The sequence below is a fragment of the Vibrio sp. DNB22_10_4 genome (assembly GCF_052879755.1).
In genome coordinates this window covers 386,782-411,235 of the sequence record NZ_JBNNXW010000002.1, presented here as the reverse complement: position 1 = coordinate 411,235, position 24,454 = coordinate 386,782, and the positions used below count along the sequence as shown (strand labels likewise).

20 protein-coding genes and 2 tRNA genes are annotated in these 24,454 nt (G+C 47.2%); 19 read left to right on the top strand and 3 right to left on the bottom strand.

Annotated features, from left to right (window positions below):
• Positions 1-27: 27 nt before the first annotated feature.
• From ileS to ispH, 4 genes are all read left to right on the top strand, one after another.
• Complete coding sequence (gene ileS, locus ACVA6Q_RS09935) at positions 28-2,874, top strand: isoleucine--tRNA ligase (protein WP_353496995.1); 2,847 nt, start codon at positions 28-30, stop codon at positions 2,872-2,874.
• Between the two features lie 130 nt (positions 2,875-3,004).
• The gene (gene lspA, locus ACVA6Q_RS09930; RefSeq protein ID WP_042473570.1) at positions 3,005-3,508 is read left to right on the top strand and encodes a signal peptidase II; all 504 of its coding nucleotides are present in this window, start codon (positions 3,005-3,007) and stop codon (positions 3,506-3,508) included.
• Positions 3,509-3,639: 131 nt separating this feature from the next.
• The gene (gene fkpB, locus ACVA6Q_RS09925) at positions 3,640-4,071 is read left to right on the top strand and encodes an FKBP-type peptidyl-prolyl cis-trans isomerase (RefSeq protein ID WP_446647386.1); all 432 of its coding nucleotides are present in this window, start codon (positions 3,640-3,642) and stop codon (positions 4,069-4,071) included.
• A 47-nt stretch (positions 4,072-4,118) separates the two neighbouring features.
• On the top strand, positions 4,119-5,075 hold the full coding sequence (ispH, locus tag ACVA6Q_RS09920; RefSeq protein ID WP_081935933.1) for a 4-hydroxy-3-methylbut-2-enyl diphosphate reductase: 957 nt from the start codon (positions 4,119-4,121) through the stop codon (positions 5,073-5,075).
• An 80-nt stretch (positions 5,076-5,155) separates the two neighbouring features.
• Here the strand turns inward: ispH and ACVA6Q_RS09915 are convergent, their stop codons facing one another.
• Positions 5,156-7,045, bottom strand: a complete 1,890-nt coding sequence (locus ACVA6Q_RS09915) for a hypothetical protein (RefSeq protein WP_446647385.1) — start codon at positions 7,043-7,045, stop codon at positions 5,156-5,158.
• Positions 7,046-7,486: 441 nt separating this feature from the next.
• Between ACVA6Q_RS09915 and ACVA6Q_RS09910 the strand changes: the two genes are divergently transcribed.
• Positions 7,487-8,335, top strand: coding sequence for a magnesium transporter (locus ACVA6Q_RS09910; protein WP_353496992.1), 849 nt, complete (start codon positions 7,487-7,489; stop codon positions 8,333-8,335).
• Between the two features lie 44 nt (positions 8,336-8,379).
• Here the strand turns inward: ACVA6Q_RS09910 and dacB are convergent, their stop codons facing one another.
• Positions 8,380-9,819: a serine-type D-Ala-D-Ala carboxypeptidase gene (gene dacB, locus ACVA6Q_RS09905; protein WP_353496991.1), complete on the bottom strand. Its 1,440-nt coding sequence runs from the start codon at positions 9,817-9,819 to the stop codon at positions 8,380-8,382.
• A 423-nt stretch (positions 9,820-10,242) separates the two neighbouring features.
• On the opposite strand from dacB, the gene greA reads away from it, so the two are divergent.
• Positions 10,243-10,716, top strand: a complete 474-nt coding sequence (gene greA, locus ACVA6Q_RS09900) for a transcription elongation factor GreA (protein WP_353496990.1) — start codon at positions 10,243-10,245, stop codon at positions 10,714-10,716.
• Positions 10,717-10,898: 182 nt separating this feature from the next.
• Here greA and yhbY read toward each other — a convergent pair whose 3' ends face one another.
• Positions 10,899-11,195: a ribosome assembly RNA-binding protein YhbY gene (gene yhbY / locus ACVA6Q_RS09895; RefSeq protein WP_042473875.1), complete on the bottom strand. Its 297-nt coding sequence runs from the start codon at positions 11,193-11,195 to the stop codon at positions 10,899-10,901.
• A gap of 112 nt (positions 11,196-11,307) precedes the next feature.
• Here yhbY and rlmE point away from each other — a divergent pair, with 112 nt between their 5' ends.
• The 13 genes from rlmE to rpsO all read left to right on the top strand — a co-directional run bounded on the left by rlmE (position 11,308) and on the right by rpsO (position 24,145).
• Complete coding sequence (rlmE, locus tag ACVA6Q_RS09890) at positions 11,308-11,937, top strand: 23S rRNA (uridine(2552)-2'-O)-methyltransferase RlmE (protein ID WP_353496988.1); 630 nt, start codon at positions 11,308-11,310, stop codon at positions 11,935-11,937.
• Between the two features lie 106 nt (positions 11,938-12,043).
• Entirely contained in the window at positions 12,044-14,017 is a 1,974-nt protein-coding gene (gene ftsH / locus ACVA6Q_RS09885; protein ID WP_353496987.1) for an ATP-dependent zinc metalloprotease FtsH, read from the top strand.
• Positions 14,018-14,072: 55 nt separating this feature from the next.
• Positions 14,073-14,903: a dihydropteroate synthase gene (gene folP / locus ACVA6Q_RS09880; protein ID WP_446647384.1), complete on the top strand. Its 831-nt coding sequence runs from the start codon at positions 14,073-14,075 to the stop codon at positions 14,901-14,903.
• A gap of 19 nt (positions 14,904-14,922) precedes the next feature.
• On the top strand, positions 14,923-16,260 hold the full coding sequence (glmM, locus tag ACVA6Q_RS09875; protein ID WP_353496985.1) for a phosphoglucosamine mutase: 1,338 nt from the start codon (positions 14,923-14,925) through the stop codon (positions 16,258-16,260).
• A 279-nt stretch (positions 16,261-16,539) separates the two neighbouring features.
• Positions 16,540-16,875 carry a preprotein translocase subunit SecG gene (secG, locus tag ACVA6Q_RS09870; RefSeq protein WP_353496984.1) on the top strand — a complete coding sequence of 112 codons (336 nt, stop codon included), beginning with the start codon at positions 16,540-16,542 and terminating at the stop codon, positions 16,873-16,875.
• A 34-nt stretch (positions 16,876-16,909) separates the two neighbouring features.
• Positions 16,910-16,993 (top strand) — tRNA-Leu (locus ACVA6Q_RS09865).
• Between the two features lie 55 nt (positions 16,994-17,048).
• Positions 17,049-17,125: transfer RNA gene (locus ACVA6Q_RS09860), tRNA-Met, on the top strand.
• Between the two features lie 236 nt (positions 17,126-17,361).
• A complete protein-coding gene (rimP, locus tag ACVA6Q_RS09855) occupies positions 17,362-17,817 on the top strand; it encodes a ribosome maturation factor RimP (protein ID WP_353496983.1) in 456 nt (151 codons plus the stop codon).
• Positions 17,818-17,850: 33 nt separating this feature from the next.
• Positions 17,851-19,338, top strand: a complete 1,488-nt coding sequence (gene nusA / locus ACVA6Q_RS09850) for a transcription termination factor NusA (protein WP_446647383.1) — start codon at positions 17,851-17,853, stop codon at positions 19,336-19,338.
• 22 nt (positions 19,339-19,360) lie between these two features.
• A complete protein-coding gene (gene infB, locus ACVA6Q_RS09845) occupies positions 19,361-22,066 on the top strand; it encodes a translation initiation factor IF-2 (protein WP_446647382.1) in 2,706 nt (901 codons plus the stop codon).
• Positions 22,067-22,174: 108 nt separating this feature from the next.
• On the top strand, positions 22,175-22,591 hold the full coding sequence (gene rbfA, locus ACVA6Q_RS09840) for a 30S ribosome-binding factor RbfA (protein WP_103879120.1): 417 nt from the start codon (positions 22,175-22,177) through the stop codon (positions 22,589-22,591).
• Positions 22,591-23,541, top strand: a complete 951-nt coding sequence (gene truB, locus ACVA6Q_RS09835) for a tRNA pseudouridine(55) synthase TruB (protein ID WP_446647381.1) — start codon at positions 22,591-22,593, stop codon at positions 23,539-23,541. The genes rbfA and truB overlap by 1 nt, the downstream gene beginning before the upstream one ends.
• Before the next feature lie 334 nt (positions 23,542-23,875).
• A complete protein-coding gene (rpsO, locus tag ACVA6Q_RS09830; RefSeq protein ID WP_005380094.1) occupies positions 23,876-24,145 on the top strand; it encodes a 30S ribosomal protein S15 in 270 nt (89 codons plus the stop codon).
• Positions 24,146-24,454 lie beyond the last annotated feature (309 nt).

Here is a 24,454-nt window from a genome sequence, read left to right as displayed (position 1 = left end):
CGCCCAATACAACGGAATTAAGAATCGATGAGTGAGTATAAAGATACCCTGAACCTACCTGAAACAGGGTTTCCAATGCGCGGCAACCTGGCCAATCGTGAGCCAGAAATGCTTAAGCGTTGGTATAAAGAAGATCTTTACGGTGAGATCCGTAAAGCTAAAAAAGGCAAAAAATCCTTCGTTCTACACGATGGTCCTCCATATGCGAATGGTGACATTCACATTGGTCACGCTCTAAACAAGATTCTTAAAGACATTATTATTAAATCCAAAACACTTTCAGGTTTTGATTCACCCTATATTCCAGGTTGGGATTGCCACGGTCTACCTATCGAACTGATGGTAGAGAAGAAAGTGGGTAAGCCAGGCCAAAAAGTGACCGCGGCTGAATTCCGTGAGAAGTGCCGCCAGTACGCGGCAGGCCAGGTTGAAGGTCAAAAAGAGAGCTTCAAGCGTCTAGGTATTCTTGGTGAGTGGGACAAGCCTTACCGCACGATGGACTTTGCAACTGAAGCAAACATCATTCGTGCACTAGGTAAGATCGCAGACAAAGGCCACCTACTAAAAGGCTTTAAACCAGTTCACTGGTGTACAGACTGTGGCTCGGCACTTGCTGAAGCAGAAGTTGAGTACAAAGATAAAGTTTCTCCTTCTATCGACGTACGCTTTAAAGCGGCCGACGAAGCTGCGCTTTTGTCTAAATTTGAGCTAAGCGAAGGTCATGAAGGCCAGGGCGATATCTCAATTGTTATCTGGACAACAACACCGTGGACACTACCTGCTAACCGTGCGGTATGTCTACGTGACGATCTTGAGTACGTACTTATCCAAACTGAAGGCGACAACCCAGAGCGTATTATCGTGGCTTCTGAGCTAGCGAAAGACGTGATGGATCGTGCTGGTATCGAGCACTTCCACAACCTTGGTTTTGCGAAAGGTGCCGATCTAGAGCTTTCTCAGTTCAACCACCCATTCTACGACTTCACCGTTCCGGCGATCCTAGGCGATCACGTAACGACTGAATCAGGTACTGGTGTGGTTCATACAGCACCTGGCCATGGTCAAGAAGACTTCGCGGTCGGTCAAAAATACGATCTAGAAGTCGCTAACCCAGTAGGTTCAAACGGCGTTTACTTGCCTGATACTGAGCTATTCGCGGGTCAGCACGTATTTAAAGCTAACGATGCCGTTGTAGAAGTACTGAAAGAAAAAGGTGCGCTACTTCATCATCACGCTTACGAGCACAGCTACCCACACTGCTGGCGCCATAAGACGCCAATCATCTTCCGTGCAACACCTCAGTGGTTCGTATCTATGGATCAAGCGGGACTACGTGCTAAAGCACTAGAGTCAATCAAGGGTGTTGAGTGGATGCCTGAGTGGGGTCAAAGCCGTATCGAAGGTATGATTGAAGGTCGCCCTGAGTGGTGTATCTCTCGTCAACGTACTTGGGGTGTGCCAATCGCTCTGTTTGTTCACAAAGAGACGGCAGAACTTCATCCAAACTCGCTAGAGCTGATTGAAAAAGTGGCTCAGCTAGTAGAAGAGAAAGGCATTCAAGCTTGGTGGGATGTAGAAACTGCAGACCTACTGGGCGACGAAGCTGGCCAGTACGAGAAAGTTCTGGATACACTAGATGTTTGGTTCGATTCTGGTGTGACCCACTACTCTGTTGTTGATTCTCGTGAAGAGTTCAATGGCAACAGTGCAGACCTTTATCTAGAAGGTTCTGACCAACACCGTGGTTGGTTCCAGTCTTCGCTAATTTCATCTATCGCGATGAAAGACGAAGCACCATACAAGCAAGTGCTAACGCACGGCTTCGTGGTTGATGGTCACGGCCGTAAGATGTCTAAGTCAATCGGTAACGTTGTTGCGCCAAAAGATGTGACTAACAAGCTAGGTGCAGACATTCTGCGTCTATGGGTAGCATCGACTGACTACACAGGTGAAGTCGCGGTTTCTGATGAAATCCTTAAGCGCTCTGCAGATGCTTACCGTCGTATCCGTAACACAGCTCGCTTCTTCCTGGCAAACCTAAACGGTTTCAACCCAGAAACTGACCTGGTACCAGCAGAAGAAATGGTGGCATTGGATCGTTGGGCGGTAGGTCGTGCACTAGCGGCTCAAGAAGAGATTGTAAAAGCGTACGAAGAGTACAACACGCACGGCGTGACTCAGCGTCTAATGCAGTTCTGTTCTATCGAAATGGGCTCATTCTATCTAGACGTTATCAAAGACCGTCAGTACACAGCGAAACTGGGCGGCCATGCACAGCGCAGCTGTCAGACAGCGCTTTACTACATCGTTGAAGCACTTGTTCGTTGGATGGCACCTATCATGTCGTTCACTGCTGACGAAATCTGGAACGAAATGCCAGCTTCTCTTCCAAATGGAGAAAGCCGTGACAAGTTTGTCTTCACGGGTGAATGGTTCGAAGGTCTATTCGGTCTTGCTGAAGGCGAAGAGCTAAACAACGAGTTCTGGGCTGAAATCCAAACGGTTCGTGATGCAGTGAACAAGCAGCTAGAAGCGGCGCGTAGTGAGAAAACCATTGGTGGTGCACTACAGGCTGAAATCACACTGTTTGCTGATGATGCGCTAATTGCGAAGCTTGGCAAGCTAGAAGATGAGCTACGTTTTGTTCTTATTACGTCTGCAGCAATGGTTAAGCCAATGTCTGAGAAGACAGATACAGCGAAAGCGACAGAGCTAGAAGGCCTATTCGTTGAAGTAGCCGCTACTGAAAACGAGAAGTGTGACCGTTGTTGGCACCACACTCCGGACGTTGGTACGATTGCTGGTCACGAAAAGATTTGTGGTCGCTGCGTATCGAACGTAGACGGTGAAGGCGAAGTTCGTAAGTTCGCTTAATGGTAAGCTAACCGGAACTTTTGAAAGATTTAACAGCCCCAGTTTTTACTGGGGTTGTTTTTATCAGCTAACTGATTGAACATATAATTCATTGAATGTTTGCTACCAAAGGTAGCGAGAAAGGAAACAGATGAGCGAAACGGCAATCACATTTCGACAATCAGGTGTGCGCTGGCTATGGCTAGCGGTAGTGATTTTTATTGCTGATATCAGCATCAAACTCGTGGTCATGGATAACATGGGCTACGGCTGGGCGAATCGAATTGAGATCTTGCCATTTTTCAATCTGCTTTATGTCCATAATTACGGTGCCGCATTCAGCTTTTTGAGTGACCAAGCAGGCTGGCAGCGCTGGCTGTTTACCGGTATCGCGTTTGTCGTCACTGGCATGCTAACGTATTGGATGAGCAAGCTTCCGGCAAAAGAGAAGTGGAACAACATTGCTTACGCGATGATCATTGGCGGCGCAGTGGGTAATGTCTTTGATCGCGTTGTTCATGGCTTTGTTGTCGACTACTTGGATTTCTACTGGGGTAACTATCATTGGCCCGCCTTCAACCTAGCAGACATGGCGATCTGTATTGGTGCGGCGATGATTATTATCGATAGCTTTCGCAATAAAGAGCAAAAGTAGCGCAGATAACGAATAACCTTAAGCGCTGTGCGTTGATATGCACGGCGCTTTTTTATATAACAAGCTAAATGATAAAGAGCTACTGTGCGTAATCAATCAACACAGACTCAATAACACAAGGAAGCCGCAACGTGAGCATCATTTCCAAAGATAGCGCTGTCACCCTACATTTCACCATCAAGCTGAGCGATGGCTCGGTCGCAGATAGCACCCACAATATGGGTAAGCCTGCGAAATTTATTATTGGTGACGGCAGTTTAAGTGAGAATTTCGAAAAGTGCTTGGTGGGTTTGTCATCCGGTGACAACAAAGCGATTGAGTTAAAGGCCGTGGATGCGTTCGGTATGCCAAACCCTGACAATGTTCACCATATGGATCGCGCAAAGTTTGTGGGTGACTCTGAAGTTGAAGTCGGTACAATAATGGCCTTCTCAGGTCCTGATGGCATGGAGATCCCGGGTATCATCACAGACATTGCGGGTGATTCGGTAACGGTAGACTTTAATCACCCGTTGGCAGGGCAAGATGTCACCTTTGAAGTTGAAATTCTCGAAGTAGAATAACGACAAGACAGACTTAGATTAATACGATAAGTAATAGCGGTTCCTCAATGAGTAATGAAATGAAAATTAAACTAGCTAACCCACGTGGCTTTTGTGCGGGTGTAGACCGAGCGATCAGTATTGTTGAGCGCGCGCTTGAGATGTATCAACCGCCAATCTATGTTCGTCATGAAGTGGTACACAACCGTTTTGTGGTTGAAGGTCTTAAGCAGCGTGGTGCGATCTTTGTTGAGGAACTGAGTGAAGTGCCTGATGACAACATTGTGATCTTTTCAGCTCACGGTGTGTCTCAAGCGGTTCGTAAAGAAGCGAAAGCGCGTGAACTGACGGTATTTGATGCCACTTGTCCGCTGGTAACCAAAGTACATATGGAAGTGGCTCGTGCGAGTCGCCGTAATATGGAAGTGGTACTTATCGGTCATGCGGGTCACCCAGAGGTGGAAGGGACAATGGGTCAGTACTCAAGTGAGACTGGTGGCATGTACCTTGTTGAGCGTCCAGAAGATGTTCTAACGCTTGAGGTCAAAGATCCAAGTAATCTTCATTACGTGAGTCAAACCACGCTATCTGTGGATGAAACCGCTGATGTGATTGATAAGCTTCGCGAAGTGTTCCCTGAGATCCAAGGTCCTCGTAAAGACGATATCTGCTATGCAACGCAAAACCGCCAAGATGCGGTTCGTGAACTGGCCGGTGCCGTGGATGTTATGGTTGTCGTCGGCTCAACCAACTCTTCGAATTCAACGCGCCTTAAAGAGCTTGCGGAAAAGCTGGGCACACCGGCATACCTGACAGACACGCCTGATTTGATTGAAGCCGAGTGGTTTGAAGGAAAAGGTTTGGTTGGCGTGACAGCCGGTGCATCCGCGCCAGAAGAGCTAGTCAATCAAATCATAGATAGAATCAAAGCGCTGGGCGCTGATGATGTTGAGGAAGTGTTAGGCCGCGAAGAAAACATGTTCTTTGAGGTACCAAGAGAGCTTCAAGTTAAAGTGGTGGATTAACCCTGACTCCAATCGATTGAATAAAAACGCCGCGTTTTAATCGCGGCGTTTTTGATCGATACTCATTATTGAGTTTCTAGCTATTTGGTTTTCTGGGACAGCAGTGCTTCTGTGGTAGCTAAGCGCCAGGTATTACCCTTATCGGAGCTGACCAGCAATACTGGGTGGTGCTGGAATTGTTGACTGTAACGATTTGGACTACCGGCCAGTATTTCGTTAGGCCAGCGGCGATAATGCTCGCTAACCACATGAATGCAATCCTTAGCATCAGACAGCAGCTCACACTCTTGTTGACTTGATTTTGAAACACGCAGCATCTGGTTAAACCAAGTATCATCGTTAAAGTTTTGGATCTCATAGGTATACAGCAGGTATAGATTCCCGCGTTTATCCTGATGCAGTTTTTGAGTGTAGTTTGAATACTGCTGCCAGTTTGGCATCACGATGACACCTTTGTCTTGCCACTGGTATTGACCATTTGTTTGTGGCGTACCGGCTATCCATTCAAGTCGATAGCCGCTTGGTGCACTTGTAGCGGGCGCTGTGTTGCGCATAGCGAGTAAAATGCTGTCATCGCTTTGGATAACTGCGTGCACATAGGTATAGCGCCCCATTGACTGACCGACGTAATTCACGTTGTTATCGCTGGATGTCTCTTCTGGATAGCGGCCAACGGGCGTTTCTCGTCCGTATGAAAATTTATCGTTTGCTGTTACGTTGCCCCATAAATTATCGCCATTGTTCCAATCGTTATTGGTTACTGGCTCTAACGAGTAGCGATGCCAGATCTGGTGGTTGTGAGCACCAGAAATAAAGTGCAATCGTTTTTGGCTGTCGAGCAAAAGGATAGGTTGGTTGTGACCGTCCGGTGCTGCCTCTGAGGTTGAGCCGCTCCAGCCCATAAACAGGACGTCTGCTTGCTCAGTGCCAAGTTGATAGCGAACGTAGTATTGCCCCGTGTTGTAATCAAGACGATTCAGTGCACTCTCATCGTAGCTAATGGCTGCGATATGTAGGGTATTGCCTTCCCAAATGACGGGCTTGCTACCTCGATACAAGCCTAAGTGAATTGGCAGTGATAGCGTCTCTTCTTGCCAATCGAGTTCATCATTACCAATGTCGATTAAGCGAGAGATGGCGTATTCGCTATTGTTGTTCGATGTGCGGATGAATAGCGGTGGCTGGCTACCATTCCCCACCATTTCAGTTTGTGCTAACCAGTTCTTTTTATAGCCCTGCCAAGTTTGGGTTTGTACCTGATAGCGGATAGCACCATGGTCGAGTTTGAAAAAGACATCACCATTGTCTTGAAAATACACCTGTTCAATATAACGGTAGCGATAGCCATCTAGCCCATCGGCGTTTTGCCTAAAGCCAAACTCTTGCTCCATAGCTCTTAGCGATGTGCTGATCCATTCACCGTTTGGTGTCAATCTCACTAAGTATGAGTCACAGTCGGTACATGGATTGGCGTCGCTATATAGAGATGAATAGACACGGTCATCGTAAGTCAGTGCGTGTAGCGGCTTATTGGTTTTCTCTAGAGTCACCGGATCTTGATGATAGCCAGGCTGACCGTCGCCGACGTTGAACTGATTCATGTTGTTGACGATCATCCATGGTAGGTTATTGGCATCAAAATAGGGACGACCGGGGATGAATCTTGGATTGTAACCATAGCGCTCACGCTCACCATCAAAAATATTCGCGTAGTGAACCGAGGATGAGGCGTCCGAACTTGTCGTGAACTGCGGCGCAGGTTGCGCTGTTTCATCACAATGGTGATCGTATTGGGAGCGAGTCCAGTCTCGGTTGAGATCGGTGAAGCTTTGTTGCCAATCGACATCACAACGATTGGTACTTGGTGGCTGCGAAGGCGCATTCCCTGCGCTATTTGAAGAATCACAGCCAGAGAGCAAAACACCGGCGCAAAGCATTAAAGAGGATGCTAGAAGAGTAGAACGAGACATGTGATATGACACTTATATGAACAAACGTAAAAAATGATTTCCATAGGGGAAAATGGGCTTTACTCATGGGCGTATTTTGGTATCCTACGCCGCACTACCAGTAGGGTAGTTTTTTCGGAGATAACTATGAACAATACCGACCATCCTCCTAGTATGAAAGGAGAAAAATAGCCTCGCGTCGGTAATTGCGATCTTCGTTCCTACCGTTGAGGTAGGTGTGTTTCCCTTCTATAACATCCTGATATTTTTCTCCTTTACTACTATTGAGTCACTCAATGAGTATGCCTTTTGATGCGTGTTTTGGCTGTGTACATGGCCTGACATTGGTGCGCCTAGACTATGTCTTCGTACTTAGCATCTGGTCATGCTTTTGGCATTATTTTGTCAATTAGTGAGCCGACTTTCTGATGGTCGTTACCAACGCTAATCGGGAGATTCGCCATGACGGTAATGAGCAATACATATATTGAAAATACAGCACCTCGCTTCTCTGAAGAGGAGATCAGTGCTGCAACGAAAGCATTTCTGCAATACGAAACAGATCAGCAGTTAAACCTGCTTACGGTAATGCCGATCGATGAAGCGGTAGGTGTGCTGCAACACTGTGCCTTAGGACAAGTTCAGTTCTTGATTGAAGAGCTTGATTTGCAAGGGCACGATAAACGCGCAAGACTGTACGCCCACCATTTGGGGTTGATCCACTCAGAAGCGGAGACCACAGGTGGTTACTTGACGACGGGTGTACTCGAACACGTCAAGCAGCGCATAGGATGGATTGTTACCCTAGCACTGCTAGGCATCGTTTCTGGGCTTATCATTGCACAGTACGAAGATACCTTGAGCCAATTAGTACTATTGGCCGTTTACATGCCAGTGATTGCCGCCGCTGGTGGTAATACCGGTACCCAGGCCGCAACTCTTGTGATTCGCGCACTGGCAACCGGTGAGCTTCGAAAGAGGCAGTGGTTAGAGGTGCTCTGGAAGGAGAGCCGTGTCGCGGTATGTCTGGCTGCCGCAGTAGCTCTGGTGATGGTTGGGCGTATTCTCGTCTTTGGTGATGTGAATTCTGCTGGCGGCTTTGATATCAACCTTATCGCGATGGCGATAGCGGTGGCGTTGTTTATTCAGGTCACGGTATCGACAACGTTAGGCGGCGTTCTGCCTATCATCGCTCGTGTGTTTAAACTCGATCCTGCAGTACTGGTGAGTCCAGTATTGGCATCGATTGTCGATATCTCAGGTATGTGGATTTACTTTACTGTGGTCAATCATTTCCTAGGTTTATCTTAATTGACCACAATCTACTAAGTCGATATTACGATGATAAAGCGCAGCTACGGCTGCGCTTTATTGTTTGAGCGTTCCAATGAATAACTGTAATCAACTACTTGGCGATAATAGGCTTTCTCAAACTGTGTTAACGGTGACTCCACTGGTTTGCTGTTGGTCGCTTTCTTTGGATGGTAGTCAGTGACAAATTGGACAAACAAGCTTTCACGCTCCCCTTTACTGCCAAGACCAAATCCCATCATGTTATAGGTGCCAAACAGAGAGCCACTTTTTGCTACTAATGCGCCTTTAACCGGTGCCTTTCGCATACTTGAACGATACTTTAGCGTGCCGTTGTTGCCAGAAACGGGCATGAGGCGAGCGAGCTTGAGTGTGCTGTCATTGTTGTGGATGTAGCTGAGTATCTCGCGCATTTGACTGGCGGTGACGCGGTTATTACGTGACAGTCCAGAGCCATCTTCCAGCACTGCCAGATCAAGGTTGATACCAGCCTTTTGCTTAATAATGGCTTTTATCGCTTCAGTGCCATTAATAAAGGAGCCTGGCTGGTTAAAATAGCTCATTCCAAGGGTTTTAGTGATGTTATCGGCATACAGGTTATTGGAGTCTTGTAACATCACTGCGAGCAAGTCATTGAGAGGCCGTGAGCGCTGAATAAACAGCGGCTTTTGTCCCTTGATGTTTGGCGTACCCACTTTGACTTCACCGGATAAACTCACGCCGATGCGCGAAAGCTCTGATTTGATGACATCGACGGTAAATTGCTCAGGTGACGAAACGGCAAACTTGAGTGGTATTGGCGACTTTCGCTCAACAGCGCAGCCACTAAGCGAGTATTGATTGTTAGGGCTTACTTCAAGCTGCAGATCGCAATAGCTCTGCTCTTGGTAGTCCTTAGAGACGCTCTTAGCGGAGGTCGACGCACTAATAGGTTGATGTGAAGGCACATTGATGCGTGTCGTACCATTCTTATTAGTGTATAACGCGCCTTGAACACAGTTGCCATCAAGCGTAATCGCAGAGGCTGGTGCGCTATAGCAAACGCCAAGAATATCCCAAGGCCAGCCAACACCGCGCTGGTAACCCGTAAACACGCTGTCATCCAACCAAACATTATTAAATCGAGCTCCCACCTCTGATTTGGCCTGTTTTAGCATTGTGGTGAGTGAAGCACGACTAAATGTTGGGTCACCCGAGTATTTGATAATGAGGTCATTGCCTGAGGTATAGAGCGTGGTCTCAAATCGAAAGCTATCAGGTAGCGCCAGCTTGGCTGCCAGCGCTGTAACGACTTTTAGTGTGCTGGCAGGGGGAAAAAACTGCTCAGTATTGTTCTCAATTAGCGCCTGTTGCGGAGCTGAGAGTGGCGCGATGAGCTGTGCACTGCGGCTTCCGTAAGGAAGGTGTTTGGTTGCATCGACACCGCCTGCAAACGTCGCAGTGGAGAAAATAAGTAAACAGGTGAGTGGGAGTTTGGCTGTCATAGCGAATTCATCAGGATGGGCTTAATTTTTAATGTAGGCTAACAACCTATTAAGTCGAGATAAAGCGTTAAATTTTCGCAAAAAAGTCGCTTCGAATAGTCTTCGTACAGTGCAGCGAAACGGACGCAAGCTCGCTCACACTTTCATACTGTCGTCAGCGTGGTTTACCTTGCGAAATCAAAGCCAACTAGGCTATATTGTTGTGTTGCTCTAAAAGAATAACTCTGATTGTTATCAGAAAGAGCACCACAGCCAGTGCCAGCAATAAGTGTTCCCTTATTAGCTCAGAATCCGAATCACAGTGATTTGTATCCACGGATTGATTACACTAGGCTTAATCCAGTTTATTTTTCAAATTGTACTCAGGCTTGCTTGAGTAGGATTTTATTGTCCAAAGGGTGCTTTGGAAAAGAGGTTGTTATAATGGAAAAGGTTCCAATGACTGTACGTGGCGAACAGCAGCTACGTGAAGAGCTAGATCGTCTACTTAAACTTCGTCCACAGATTTCTGAAGCAATTGCAGAAGCTCGTGAACTTGGTGACCTAAAAGAAAACGCAGAGTACCACGCGGCTCGTGAAGAGCAGGGCATCTGTGAAGCGCAAATTCGTGATATCGAGTACAAGCTATCTGTCGCGCAAGTGATTGACGTGACTAAGCTAGACAACACAGGCAAGATCATCTTTGGTTCTACCGTTACTTTGATTGATATCGATACGGATGCTGAGCAAACTTACCAAATCGTGGGTGATGACGAAGCGAACATCAAAGCCGGCCGTATCTCAGTCAGCTCACCAATCGCTCGTGGCCTTATCGGTAAAATGGAAGGTGACGAAGTAACTATCGTGACCCCAGGCGGTCAAAAAGACTTCGAAATCGACAAAGTAGCTTACGTTTAAACTGCGTTGTTGACTGAAAGGTTGTGAGAAAGTCGCCAAATTGGCGGCTTTTTTTGTGCCTGCATGTTGGTGGTGTTGTCCTCGTTTGGCAAACACACCTTGTCAGAAAAATGAAAAGGCCGCCTAAGCGACCTTTCCCACTTTGAAACAAATTGTTTCTATAAAACCAACTGCTGGGCTAATTACTTGCGTGGCAGTTCGATTTTTTTTTGCTCTGACTGACGGTAAAGAACAAGAGTCTTACCGATAACCTGAACTTTTTCTGCTTTTGTCTCGCGCACAATCGCGTCGATAATCAGCAGTTTAGTTTCACGGTCTTCTGACGCCACTTTCACTTTAATCAGTTCGTGGTGGTCAAGAGCGATTTCGATTTCCGCTAGTACAGCCTCTGTTAGTCCATTTGCGCCCATAAGCACAACGGGTTTAAGTGCGTGTGCTAGGCCTTTTAGGTGCTGCTTTTGTTTGGTGCTTAGGTTCATAACGCGGCCAAATTTATTTACTATTAGGGTTGAAAAGTCGTATTTTAACGCCATCTAATGACGAAGACTATACTTTATTCTAAGGGCATGCCCTTATTGAGTTGGAAATTGAATGAGTAAGCAAAAACATTCGGCCAGTTCGGGTCGTTGGCTAAAAGAGCATTTTGATGATAAATATGCCAATGAGGCCAGAAGAAAAGGCTATCGTTCACGTGCTATCTTTAAGATTGAAGAGATTCAAAACAAGGATAAGCTACTGAAACCTGGGATGACTGTGGTTGACCTTGGTGCTGCTCCTGGTGGGTGGTCTCAGTACGCTGCTAAAGTCGTTGGCGACGAGGGACAAGTGATTGCTTGTGACTTGCTGCCGATGGATCCTATCTCTGGTGTGAGCTTCCTTCAGGGCGATTTTCGTGAAGAAGCGGTGCTTGATGCACTACTAGAAAGAATCCAACCGGATATGGTCGACGTAGTAATGTCAGATATGGCTCCTAACATGGCTGGAAACTTATCTGTTGATCAACCTAGAGCTATGTATCTTGTTGAACTAGCATTAGATATGTGTCATCAAACTTTAGCCCCTGGCGGCAGTTTCGTAGTGAAAGTGTTCCAAGGCGAAGGGTTTGATGATTACGTAAAACAGGTGCGTGAAGCCTTCAAAGTGGTGAAGATTCGCAAGCCGGACTCATCTAGAGCTCGCTCTCGTGAGGTGTTTATTGTAGCTAATGGCTTCAAAGGCTGAACATTAGTTTACAAAGACAAAATTAACAATGTAGCTACAGCCTAAAAACTGTAGTACCCTACCTTTAATTACAATTAGTTATCGAGAGGCTGACACCTTGAGTGACATGGCAAAGAATTTAATTTTGTGGTTAGTCATCGCCGTTGTGTTGATGTCGGTATTCCAAAGCTTCGGACCGGGGGAAAGTAACGGTCGAGCGGTAGATTACACCACGTTCGTACAGGAAGTTGGCAATGGCCAGATTCAGGAAGCTCAATTCAAAGACAGCGAGATAACCTTTACTCGCCGTGGTGGTGGCAGTCGCTTTGTGACTTACATGCCGGTTTATGATCAAAAACTTCTTGATGACCTAATTAACCAAAACGTAAAAGTTTCGGGTACTCCACCAGAAGAGCAGAGCCTGCTAGGCACTATCTTCATCTCGTGGTTCCCAATGATTCTTCTTATCGGTGTCTGGATCTTCTTTATGCGCCAGATGCAAGGCGGCGGTGGCAAAGGCGCCATGTCGTTTGGTAAGAGTAAAGCTCGCATGATGAGCGAAGAACAGATTAAGACCACGTTTGCTGACGTTGCAGGTTGTGACGAAGCAAAAGAGGACGTTAAAGAGCTAGTAGACTATCTACGTGATCCAAGCCGATTCCAGAAACTGGGCGGTAAGATCCCAACGGGTGTTCTAATGGTTGGTCCTCCTGGTACAGGTAAAACGCTCCTTGCTAAAGCCATTGCTGGTGAAGCGAAGGTTCCGTTCTTTACTATCTCAGGTTCTGACTTCGTAGAAATGTTCGTGGGTGTGGGTGCATCTCGTGTACGTGACATGTTCGAGCAAGCGAAAAAAGCGGCACCTTGTATCATCTTTATCGATGAGATCGATGCGGTAGGTCGTCAGCGTGGCGCTGGTGTAGGTGGTGGTCACGATGAGCGTGAGCAAACCCTTAACCAAATGCTGGTTGAGATGGATGGTTTCGAAGGTAACGAAGGTATCATCGTTATTGCAGCAACTAACCGTCCTGACGTACTTGACCCTGCACTACTTCGTCCTGGTCGTTTCGACCGTCAAGTTGTGGTTGGTCTACCTGATGTACGTGGCCGTGAGCAAATTCTGAAAGTACACATGCGTAAAGTACCTCTAGCGTCAGACGTAGAGCCATCATTGATCGCACGTGGTACACCTGGCTTCTCTGGTGCAGACCTTGCTAACCTAGTGAACGAAGCTGCTCTATTTGCAGCGCGTGGTAACAAACGCAACGTATCTATGGTTGAGTTTGAGCTAGCGAAAGATAAGATCATGATGGGTGCAGAGCGCCGTTCAATGGTGCTTTCTGAAGAGACTAAAGAGTCAACGGCATACCACGAAGCGGGTCACGCTATCGTTGGTCGCTTAGTGCCTGAGCACGATCCTGTGTACAAGGTATCTATTATTCCACGTGGTCGTGCGCTAGGTGTAACTATGTACCTACCAGAGCAAGACCGTGTGAGCATGTCTCGTCAGCACCTTGAATCGATGATCTCAAGTCTATACGGCGGTCGTCTAGCTGAAGAACTTATCTACGGTAAAGACAAAGTATCGACAGGCGCATCAAATGATATCGAACGTGCGACAGACATCGCTCGTAAGATGGTGACACAATGGGGCTTCTCTGAAAAACTGGGTCCTTTGTTGTACGCAGAAGATGAAGGTGAAGTATTCCTAGGTCGTAGCGTTACTCAAACGAAACACGTATCGGGTGAAACGGCTAAGCTGATTGACGAAGAAGTACGTCTCTTGATTGACCGTAACTACGATCGCGCTAGAAAGATCTTAGAAGACAACATGGATATTATGCATGCTATGAAAGATGCTCTCGTGAAATACGAGACCATCGATGCAGGTCAAATTGATGACCTGATGGAGCGTAAAACAGATATTCGTGAGCCAGCAGGTTGGGCTGACCAAGCAGCAGCCCAGCAAGAAAAGGCAGAGGCGAAGCCTGAGCCTAAAGCTGAAGAACCGAAAGTAGAAGAGCCAGCAGCGCCAGCCGCGGACTCAGAAACTAAGGCTGAAAATGTGTCTTCTGAGCCAACTAAGAAAGACTCAGAATAACCACTACTGATTAAGCCCCGAGCCTAGCTCGGGGCTTTTGTCGTTTAAAGCAGTTATGATTTTACAAGCAAACCAGAAAACTCTCTCTCTCGATACACCACAAGTGATGGGTATCGTCAATGTCACCCCTGATTCTTTTTCTGACGGTGGCAAATTCAATTCAGTGGATGCTGCGCTTGAGCAGGTTGAAGCGATGATCGCTTCAGGTGTGACGATTGTTGATATCGGTGGTGAATCAACGCGTCCAGGGGCACCTGATGTTGAGCTGCAAGAAGAGCTGGCACGTGTTATCCCCGTGATTAGGGCAATACGTGAGCGATTTGATGTTTGGATTTCCGTCGACACCAGTAAGGCAGAAGTCATGCGCCAAGCCGTAGAGGCCGGTGCCGATATCATCAACGACGTCCGTGCCCTACAAGAGCCCGGCGCTCTGGAGGTAGCCGCAGCCGCGGGTGTGCCGATCTGTCTTATGCACATGCAGGGGCAGCCGCGCACGATGCAAGCCAATCCTACCTATGAAGATCTTCTGACAGACGTGGCGCAATTCTTACAGGAGCGTATCGCAGCCTGTGAAGCGGTAGGTATTACGCGCGAACAATTAATCTTGGATCCCGGCTTCGGATTTGGCAAAACACTGGAACACAATTATCATCTGCTAGCGCATTTGGACAAATTTCATCAGTTTGGACTGCCAGTGCTTGCCGGTATGTCGCGTAAATCAATGATTTTTAAGCTGCTTGATAAAGTACCTGCGGACTGTTTAGCAGGGAGCTTAGCTTGCGCTACTCTTGCTGCTGCGAAAGGGGCGCAAATCATCCGTGTTCATGACGCGGCTGAAACAGTCGAGGCGGTGAAGATCGTCCAGATGATGCAATCAAATCTATAAAAACGAATAAGGAAATAGAATGTCACAACGACGTTATTTTGGTACCGATGGTGTTCGAGGTAAAGTGGGCCAGTACCCAATCACACCGGATTTTGTACTTAAGCTAGGTTGGGCTGCTGGTCGAGTGCTTGCAAAGCAAGGCACTAAGAAAGTGATCATTGGTAAAGATACGCGTATCTCAGGCTACATGCTGGAATCGGCACTCGAAGCGGGTTTATCGGCAGCTGGGCTTAAAGCGATCTTCACCGGACCGCTGCCAACGCCGGCAGTAGCATATCTTACCCAGACGTTCCGTGCGGAAGCGGGTATCGTGATTTCTGCATCTCACAACCCCTACTACGACAACGGCATTAAGTTCTTCTCATCGGAAGGCACGAAACTGCCTGACGCTATTGAGCTTGCAATTGAAGAAGAGCTGGATAAGGACATCGAGTGTGTTGAATCTTCTGAGCTTGGTAAAGCAAGCCGTCTTAACGATGCTGCTGGTCGCTATATCGAGTTTTGTAAGAGTACTTTCCCACACAACCTAAGCCTTGCGGGTCTAAAAATTGTTATCGATTGTGCGCATGGCGCAACCTACAAAATCGCGCCTTCGGTATTTAAAGAGCTAGGTGCAGACGTTATCGCAATAGGGGTTGACCCAGACGGTACCAACATCAACGCGGAAGTAGGTGCGACAGATGTGCGTGCGCTACAAGCAAAAGTAGTTGAAGAGAATGCAGCTCTTGGTCTTGCTTTTGATGGCGACGGCGACCGCATCATTATGGTTGACCACTTGGGTAACAAAGTGGATGGCGACCAAATCGCTTACATTATTGCTCGTGACGCGCTTCGCTGTGGCGAGCTAAAAGGTGGCGTTGTTGGTACTCTAATGACCAACCTCGGTATGGAAAATGGCCTTAAGCAGCTTGGTATTCCATTTGTACGTGCCGCCGTTGGTGACCGCTACGTAATGGAGCAGTTGCTCGAGCGTGACTGGCGTATTGGCGCAGAAAACTCAGGCCACGTTATCCTACTGGACAAAGTGACGACGGGTGATGCCATTGTCGCTGCGCTGCAGGTACTTGCATCAGTGGTTGGCGCGAAGATGTCACTTAATGAGCTTGCCAGCGGTATGACCCTATACCCACAAGTGCTGATCAATGTTCGTTTCAGTGGCGATGCGAATCCGCTAGAAGCAGACGCTGTGAAGCAGGCGGTTGCAAAAGCAGAAGCCGATCTTGGCGATAAAGGTCGTGTGCTGCTTCGCAAATCGGGCACTGAGCCTTTGTTGCGAGTCATGGTTGAAGGCGAAGATGACGCGCTAGTGAATAAATCAGCACAATACATTGCTGATATCGTAAAAGAAAACTGCTAAGTCTCGACTATTTAATATGAGCAAGAACCAAATTAGTTCTTTTGGTTCTTGCTTATTTTTTATATGATTACTCGCTTATTCTTATTGGTAATTGTTCTTTTGCCCTTTTTTTGAGCGGTCAGTTGCTCGGCGGAAGATTTTTGTCATTTTTCTCTTGTCAGTCAGTGCGGCATTCGCTAGTATTGCCACCGCCTTCGCTTAGGAGGTCATAGCCAGGTTTTCAATGCGTTCTGCAAGGAAAGCGGCGCTGGCTCAACAATTAGGAACATAGGTGGACACATGATTCAAGTTCTACTTGTGATTTACCTGTTGGCTGCGCTCGGTGTTATTGGCCTAGTGTTGATTCAACAAGGTAAAGGCGCAGATATGGGAGCCTCATTCGGTGCTGGCGCTTCAAACACAGTGTTTGGTGCTAGTGGCTCAGGAAATTTCCTAACCCGAATGACTGCAGTTTTTGCAATCGTATTTTTTGTTATCAGCTTAGTACTTGGCAACATGTACACTCACAAAGGTGAGTCTCAATGGGTTGACCCTACTCAAGGTCAAGTAATTGAGCAAGCAGCTGATACTGCGAGTGATGTTCCAGCTGAAAACAGCGACGAGATCCCTCAATAAGTAGATTGGTTCTAACGAATCAAGAAACTTAGATGCCGAGATGGTGAAATTGGTAGACACGCTAGCATGAGGTGCTAGTGCCTTTGGTGTGAGGGTTCGAGTCCCTCTCTCGGCACCATTATTTATAAACTTGTAATACAGTTTGGTGAGCGTATAATGCTCAGCAAGTCGGACGCGGGGTGGAGCAGCTTGGTAGCTCGTCGGGCTCATAACCCGAAGGTCGTCGGTTCAAATCCGGCCCCCGCAACCAATACTTTCCAAGTGTTGATGGATTGCAAGTTTAGCAGTGTGAAAAAATCACTGCACATCGAGAAAACACCAGCTATGTTTTTAGGGTGTTACTTTTTCTCGATGATCAGGGTCCAGCAACAAAAAACCCCGACTTTCGGGGTTTTTTGTTATTTGCGCTTTTTAAAAGGCAGCAAATACAAGTGCTTGGAATTTAAATTGGGCTATATGCCCTTTTTTTGTTTCTGGAGTGGTTAAATGACTGGTTTAGAAAGACAACTTACAGAATTGCTCGAAGCGCCTGTAGAGGCAATTGGCTACGAGCTTGTTGGTTTAGAGTTCATCCGTGCTGGTGAGCATTCTACCCTTCGAATCTATATCGACCATGAAAATGGTATTACTGTTGATGCTTGCGCAGAAGTAAGTCATCAGGTAAGTGCAGTAATGGACGTCGAAGACCCAATTACGGTGGCTTATAACCTAGAGGTGTCTTCACCAGGCCTAGAAAGACCACTTTTCAAAGCAGCACATTACCAACAGTTTATTGGTCACGAGGTCAGCATCGTGTTGAAAATGGCTGTCGGCAACCGTCGTAAGTGGAAAGGTGTAATCCAATCTATTGATGGCGAGACAGTGACCATCCTTGCCGATGGTACCGAAGAAGAAATGGCGCTAAGCAACATTTCCAAAGCTAACCTTATCCCTAAATTTTAGGTCCCTAATAATAAAAGCTTAGAGGCTAGATAAATGAGTAAAGAAATTTTAGCGGTAGTAGAAGCAGTTTCTAACGAGAAAGCTGTTCCTCGTGAGCGTATTTTTGAAGCGCTAGAGATTGCACTAGCAACCTCTTCTAAGAAAAAACACGAAATCGAAATCGATGTACGTGTTGCCATTGACCGCAAAACAGGTGAATTCGAAACCTTCCGTCGCTGGATGGCAGTAGAAGAAGTTGAATTCCCAACGAAAGAAATTTCTATTGAAGCGGCACAGTACGACGACGAGTCTGTTCAAATTGGTGACTTCGTTGAAGAACAGATCGAGTCAGTAACGTTTGACCGCATCACCACGCAAACGGCTAAGCAAGTTATCGTACAAAAAGTACGTGAAGCTGAGCGCGCGCAAATCGTTGAACAGTTCATCGACAACGAAGGCGATCTAGTGACCGGTGTGGTTAAGAAAGTTAACCGTGACACTATCATCCTAGACCTTGGTAACAACGCAGAAGCCGTTATCCTACGTGATGACCAGCTTCCTCGTGAAAACTTCCGTCCAGGTGACCGTGTACGTGGTCTTCTATACAAAGTGGCTCCAGAAGCTCGCGGCTTCCAGCTATTCATTACTCGTTCTAAGCCAGAAATGCTAGCTGAGCTATTCCGTGTGGAAGTGCCAGAGATTGCTGAAGAGCTTATCGAGCTAAAAGGCGCGGCACGTGATCCAGGTTCTCGCGCGAAGATCGCCGTGAAAACCAACGACAAGCGTATCGACCCAGTGGGTGCGTGTGTTGGTATGCGTGGTGCACGTGTACAAGCGGTTTCTGGTGAGCTTGGCGGCGAGCGTATCGATATCGTTCTTTGGGACGATAACCCAGCTCAGTTCGTTATCAACGCAATGGCGCCAGCAGACGTTGCTTCTATCATCGTTGATGAAGATGCACACGCAATGGACATCGCAGTTGAAGCTGACAACCTAGCGCAAGCTATCGGTCGTAGCGGTCAAAACGTTCGTCTAGCTTCTCAGCTAACAGGTTGGGAACTGAACGTAATGACGGTTGCAGACCTTCAGAAGAAACACCAAGAAGAAGCAACAGCTTCTATCGAAAACTTTATGAAGCACCTAGACATCGAGCAAGACTTCGCAGAAATGCTTGTTGAGGAAGGCTTCTCTACGCTAGAAGAAGTGGCATACGTGCCAGTTAATGAACTTCTAGAAGTCGACGGCTTAAACGAAGAGCTTGTAGAAGAGCTTCGTAGCCGTGCAAAAGATGCCCTAACAACACTTGCTCTTGCTCAAGAAGAGTCATTCGAAGGTGTTGAGCCAGCAGATGACCTACTAGCACTAGAAGGTCTAGAGCGTGAAATGGCATTCAAACTGGCTGCAAAAGGTGTAGCTACTCTTGAAGACCTTGCAGATCAAGGTGTCGATGAGCTAGAGGGCATTGAAGGGCTAACAGAAGAACGCGCAGGCGAGCTAATCATGGCTGCACGTAACATCTGTTGGTTCGGCGACGAAGAATAATAATCAGCAAGGAGGTAGTTGCATGACAAAACTTACGGTTAAAGCACTTAGCGAAGAGATTGGTACGCCAGTTGAACGCCTAATTGAACAACTTGCTGATGCTGGTCTGAAAAAATCAGAAAGCGATCAGGTGAATGATGAAGAGAAGCAAACGCTTCTTACTCACCTTAAGAAAGAACATGGTGATACATCTGGTGAGTCAGAGCCTACTCGTCTTACGCTTCAGCGTAAAACTCGTAGCACTCTGTCTGTTTCTGCCGGTGGCGGTAAGAGCAAAGATGTACAAGTAGAAGTGCGCAAGAAGCGCACTTATGTCAAGCGCAGTGCGATCGACGAGCAAGCAAAACGTGAAGCTGAGGATGCAGCAAATCGTGAGGCGGAAGAGCGTGCCCAACGTGAAGCCGAAGAGCTAGCCAAACGTGAAGCTGCAGAGAAAGCACAGCGTGAAGCAGAAGAGAAAGCTCAGCGCGAAGCCGAAGAAAAACGTCTAGCAGAGGAAAACGCTAAACGTGAGGCGGAGCAACCTGAAGCAGATACTGCTAAGCGCGAAGAAGCGGAAAAGGCTAAGAAAGAAATGAACGCAAAGAATGCTGAAGCGAAGAAAGAAGCAGACGAACTAAAACGTCGTCAAGAAGAAGAGGCGCAACGTAAGGCGGAAGCTGAAGCGGCTCGTCTAGCTGAAGAAGCTCGCAAACTAGCGGAAGAGAATGCCGCACGCTGGTCTGAAGAAGAGAAAAAATCTAAAGACAACGAAAAAGCAGACTACCACACGACAACCTCTACGTACGCTCGTGAAGCAGAAGATGCTCAAGACCGTAAAGAAGAGAAAGCGCCTCGTCGTCGTAAGAAGAAAGCAAGCCCACAAGAAGACAACCGCGGTGGTCGCGGTGGTCGTAACCAACGTGGTAGAAAAGGCAAACTGGCTAAGCCTACGTCTATGCAGCACGGCTTCGATAAGACCGCTCAAGTTGCTAAGCAAGACGTTGTGATTGGCGAGACTATCGTCCTTTCTGAGCTAGCAAACAAGATGTCTGTTAAAGCAACTGAAGTTATCAAGGTGATGATGAAGATGGGCGCGATGGCGACTATCAACCAAGTTATCGACCAAGAAACTGCACAGCTTGTTGCTGAAGAAATGGGTCACAAAGTTGTTCTACGTAAAGAGAACGAACTGGAAGAAGCGGTACTGTCTGACCGTGATGAAACATCAGAAGCAGTATCTCGTGCACCTGTTGTTACTATCATGGGTCACGTTGACCACGGTAAAACATCGACACTTGACTACATCCGTCGCACTCACGTTGCATCAGGCGAAGCAGGTGGTATTACCCAGCACATCGGTGCATACCACGTAGAAACTGACAACGGCATGATTACCTTCCTTGATACTCCTGGACACGCGGCGTTTACTGCAATGCGTGCTCGTGGTGCTCAAGCGACGGATATCGTTGTTCTAGTTGTTGCTGCGGACGATGGCGTAATGCCACAAACAATCGAAGCGATCCAACACGCGAAAGCGGCTGGCGTTCCTCTGATTGTTGCAGTGAACAAGATCGATAAAGAAGACGCAAACCCAGACAACGTTAAGAACGAACTGGCGCAATACGACGTTATCCCTGAAGAGTGGGGCGGTGAGAACATGTTTGTTCACATCTCTGCGAAACAAGGTACTAACATCGACGGTCTTCTAGAAGCTATCCTACTTCAATCAGAAGTACTTGAGCTAACAGCGGTTGCTGACGGTATGGCATCGGGTGTGGTTGTTGAATCATTCCTAGATAAAGGTCGTGGTCCAGTTGCTACTGTTCTTGTTCAGTCGGGTACGTTGAACAAGGGTGACATCGTACTTTGTGGTCAAGAATACGGCCGTGTACGTGCGATGCGTGATGAACTAGGTAAAGAAGTGACGCAAGCTGGTCCATCTATTCCAGTTGAGATCCTTGGCCTATCTGGTGTTCCATCATCAGGTGACGAAGCAACAGTTGTACGTGATGAGCGTAAAGCTCGTGAAGTAGCAAACTACCGTCAAGGTAAATTCCGTGACGTGAAACTTGCGCGTCAGCAAAAAGCGAAACTAGAAAACATGTTCTCTAACATGACTGCTGGTGACGTTGCTGAGCTTAACGTAGTACTGAAAGCCGACGTACAGGGTTCTGTAGAAGCAATCTCTGATTCTCTACTGAAACTGTCTACTGAAGAAGTGAAAGTAAACATCGTTGGTTCTGGTGTTGGTGGTATCACAGAAACTGATGCAGTACTAGCAGCAGCTTCTAACGCTATCATCCTAGGCTTCAACGTACGTGCTGATGCTTCTGCTCGCCGTACTGTAGATACAGAAAACCTAGACCTACGCTACTACTCAATCATCTACCAGTTGATTGACGAAGTGAAACAAGCAATGGGCGGTATGCTTGCTCCTGAATTCAAGCAAGAAATCATCGGCCTTGCAGAAGTACGTGACGTATTTAAGTCTCCAAAACTTGGCGCAATCGCTGGTTGTATGGTGACAGAAGGTACTATCAAGCGTAACAACCCTATCCGCGTACTGCGTGATAACGTTGTAATCTACGAAGGTGAGCTAGAATCTCTACGCCGCTTCAAAGATGACGTTCAAGAAGTTAAGAACGGTTACGAGTGTGGTATCGGCGTTAAGAACTACAACGATGTTCGCGTTGGCGACCAAATCGAAGTATTCGAAATCGTTGAAATCAAACGTACTCTAGACTAATAGACAAAATCGCTACTCAGTATCAAACTTGAGTATTGATGGTTGTTGAATACGCCATGGGGGGCTGGTTATTACCATCCCCCCATTCTTTCTATAGTGAGAAAAGAAATGTCAAAAGAATTTAGCCGCACACAACGTGTTGCGCAGCAACTACAAAAAGAGCTTGCTCTTATCCTTCAACGCGAAGTTCGTGATTCTCGCCTTGGCATGGTGACGATTTCAGACGTAGAAGTGTCTCGTGACCTAGCTTATGCAAAAGTATTCGTTACTTTCCTATGTGTTGGTGAGCAAACCCCAGAATCAAGCATTGCAGCACTTCGTGAGCACGAAGCTCATATTCGTATGATGCTAGGCAAGCGCATTCGCCTACGCCTAACGCCAGAAGTACGCTTCCAATACGACAACACACTTGTCGAAGGTATGCGTATGTCTAACCTAGTGAGCGAAGTGGTTAGCGAAGACAAGCGTAAGCAAGATGAAGCTGGTCGTAGCGAAGAAAATGGTGCTGAGGGAGAAGAGCAATAATGGCTAGACGTCGCAAGGGACGTCCAGTCAACGGCGTTATCCTTCTAGATAAACCTACCGGTATCTCATCGAATGACGCTCTGCAAAAAGTAAAGCGCATCTACTTCGCTGAGAAAGCAGGGCACACCGGTGCTCTTGACCCGCTAGCAACAGGCATGCTGCCAATTTGCTTGGGCGAAGCAACCAAGTTCTCGCAGTTCCTATTGGATTCAGACAAGCGCTACCGCGTTATCGCTAAACTTGGTGAACGCACCAATACCTCTGATTCTGATGGCGAAGTCGTAGAAACTCGCGAAATCAACGTAACGCCAGAGCTTCTTGATGAGTGCATCGACAAGTTCCGTGGTGAGTCTGATCAAGTTCCATCAATGTTCTCTGCATTGAAGTATCAAGGTAAGCCGCTTTATGAGTACGCTCGCCAAGGTATCGAAGTGCCGCGTGAAGCGCGCAAGATCACTGTGTATGAAATCGTCCTACATCGCTTTGAAGGTGATGAAGTGGAGATGGAAGTACACTGCTCGAAAGGTACGTACATCCGTACTATCGTCGATGATTTGGGAGAAATGCTAGGCTGTGGCGCACACGTGACTATGCTGCGCCGTACCGCTGTTGCTAAGTACCCTTATGAGAACATGGTGACCCTAGAGCAGCTTAACGAGCTATTCGAGCAGGCACAGCGTGAAGAGCGTCAGCCGCGCGAGCTGCTTGACCCACTGCTGATGCCAATGGACAGTGCAGTACAAGACCTTCAAGAAGCGAATGTATCGCCTGAGCTTGGTGATTTGCTTCAGCATGGTCAGCCGGTGCAGGTTTCAGGTTTGCCAGTGAATGCGCCAGTGCGTATGACTATGGGTGAAGAGCGTTTGTTTATTGGTGTTGGTGCCATGAATGACGATGGTAAGCTTGCGCCTAAGCGTTTGGTTGTTTTTCGTGAGGAAGAGCAGCAGTAGGGTGTGTTGTAAGGTTGGTGGTTGAGAGCTTTGAAGCTATAGAGCTTAAGAGCACCCCTCCTAGCCTCCCCTTATTAAGGGGAGGAACTACTGGCTCGCTGCGCATCGCTTGGTTATTTAAGTGCGGTGCGACGATAGGAGCTAGCAGTGGTTCTCCCCCTTAATAAGGGGGAGTTAGAGGGGGTAGAATGCGAGACTCAAAGTGTCTCCACCTTTTTATCTCGTAACCTCTTGCCTTTAATTAATCCCACCCTTATAATCCCCGCTTCGCGTAGCGGCTGAATCAGAGATTGGCTGCTACAACTTTTAAATCTACTCTTATTAGGAGAGAATTATGTCTCTGAATGCAGAAACTAAAGCAGCAATCGTTGCAGAATACGCACAAGGCGAAGGCGACACTGGTTCACCAGAAGTTCAAGTAGCTCTACTTACAGCTTCTATCAACCACCTACAAGGTCACTTCAAAGCACACAAAGGCGATCACCACAGCCGTCGTGGTCTTCTACGTATGGTTTCTCGTCGTCGTAAGCTTCTAGATTACCTAAAAGGTAAAAACCTAGCTCGCTACCAAGACCTAATCAAACGTCTAGGCCTACGTCGCTAATCAGCGTCTGCATAGAAAGTTTGTTAAAAGGGGCTATATGCCCCTTTTTTGTTGGCTAAATTCTTTAGTTAATAGCAAAACTTCCACTAAGTAGTTTATACTACGTCCCGTCTAAACAGAGTTGTCTAACGCGCATTCGTTTAGCCACAATCTGCTCAGTACATTACAGTCCATTTTGTCGACCGCAGGGTCGCGACTATTCCAAGCACATTTGCTCGCTTTAAGCTGTTTAAAGCAACGAGCTAAGTTTGTTTGAACTAGTCGCGATTTGTAATGCATTGAGCGCACAATCAAATGATCTGGACTTGC

Bases quoted from the DNA above. Each gene is read 5' to 3' on its own strand.
- ileS (WP_353496995.1), top strand. From the start codon at position 28: ATGAGTGAGTATAAAGATACCCTGAACCTACCTGAAACAGGGTTTCCA.
- lspA (WP_042473570.1), top strand. From the start codon at position 3,005: ATGAGCGAAACGGCAATCACATTTCGACAATCAGGTGTGCGCTGGCTA.
- ispH (WP_081935933.1), top strand. From the start codon at position 4,119: ATGAGTAATGAAATGAAAATTAAACTAGCTAACCCACGTGGCTTTTGT.
- ACVA6Q_RS09915 (WP_446647385.1), bottom strand. From the start codon at position 7,045: ATGTCTCGTTCTACTCTTCTAGCATCCTCTTTAATGCTTTGCGCCGGT.
- ACVA6Q_RS09910 (WP_353496992.1), top strand. From the start codon at position 7,487: ATGACGGTAATGAGCAATACATATATTGAAAATACAGCACCTCGCTTC.
- dacB (WP_353496991.1), bottom strand. From the start codon at position 9,819: ATGACAGCCAAACTCCCACTCACCTGTTTACTTATTTTCTCCACTGCG.
- greA (WP_353496990.1), top strand. From the start codon at position 10,243: ATGGAAAAGGTTCCAATGACTGTACGTGGCGAACAGCAGCTACGTGAA.
- yhbY (WP_042473875.1), bottom strand. From the start codon at position 11,195: ATGAACCTAAGCACCAAACAAAAGCAGCACCTAAAAGGCCTAGCACAC.
- rlmE (WP_353496988.1), top strand. From the start codon at position 11,308: ATGAGTAAGCAAAAACATTCGGCCAGTTCGGGTCGTTGGCTAAAAGAG.
- ftsH (WP_353496987.1), top strand. From the start codon at position 12,044: ATGGCAAAGAATTTAATTTTGTGGTTAGTCATCGCCGTTGTGTTGATG.
- folP (WP_446647384.1), top strand. From the start codon at position 14,073: ATGATTTTACAAGCAAACCAGAAAACTCTCTCTCTCGATACACCACAA.
- glmM (WP_353496985.1), top strand. From the start codon at position 14,923: ATGTCACAACGACGTTATTTTGGTACCGATGGTGTTCGAGGTAAAGTG.
- secG (WP_353496984.1), top strand. From the start codon at position 16,540: ATGATTCAAGTTCTACTTGTGATTTACCTGTTGGCTGCGCTCGGTGTT.
- rimP (WP_353496983.1), top strand. From the start codon at position 17,362: ATGACTGGTTTAGAAAGACAACTTACAGAATTGCTCGAAGCGCCTGTA.
- nusA (WP_446647383.1), top strand. From the start codon at position 17,851: ATGAGTAAAGAAATTTTAGCGGTAGTAGAAGCAGTTTCTAACGAGAAA.
- infB (WP_446647382.1), top strand. From the start codon at position 19,361: ATGACAAAACTTACGGTTAAAGCACTTAGCGAAGAGATTGGTACGCCA.
- rbfA (WP_103879120.1), top strand. From the start codon at position 22,175: ATGTCAAAAGAATTTAGCCGCACACAACGTGTTGCGCAGCAACTACAA.
- truB (WP_446647381.1), top strand. From the start codon at position 22,591: ATGGCTAGACGTCGCAAGGGACGTCCAGTCAACGGCGTTATCCTTCTA.
- rpsO (WP_005380094.1), top strand. From the start codon at position 23,876: ATGTCTCTGAATGCAGAAACTAAAGCAGCAATCGTTGCAGAATACGCA.